The 343-nt window shown below is 46.1% G+C and carries 1 pseudogene; it reads right to left on the reverse strand.

Annotated features, from left to right (window positions below):
- Positions 1-21 precede the first annotated feature (21 nt).
- A pseudogene (locus PuT2_RS16000) lies at positions 22-343 on the reverse strand (hypothetical protein); the annotation flags it as partial.

The raw sequence follows: 343 nt of genomic DNA on the forward strand, positions 1-343 counted from the left end.
CGGATTGGCAAAATAGCCTTCTCAGGTCAGCTCGTACCAAGTCTTCGTACAAGCCCCAGTCCCTGCGGAAACCCTATAGGTTTGACCTGCAGGGACAATGCCTGTCACATAAGCACTGTAACCGCTCATCGTATTGAAATTGTTCATCATAAGGATATTGAGGTCATTAACATACAAGTAGGCACCGCCTCCACTTGAGCATAATGTATAGACGAGTACTGAGATCGGTTTGCCAGTGATATTCGTGTATGTTGAACCGAGTGCACGACTATTGCTTACGTTCTGCCATGATTGTTTGTATCCTAACCCTTCGCCAATAACAACCCAAACTCCGGATTGGCAA

This window comes from Pusillimonas sp. T2, assembly GCF_002236805.1.
Taxonomy (GTDB): Bacteria; Pseudomonadota; Gammaproteobacteria; order Burkholderiales; family Burkholderiaceae_B; genus Neopusillimonas.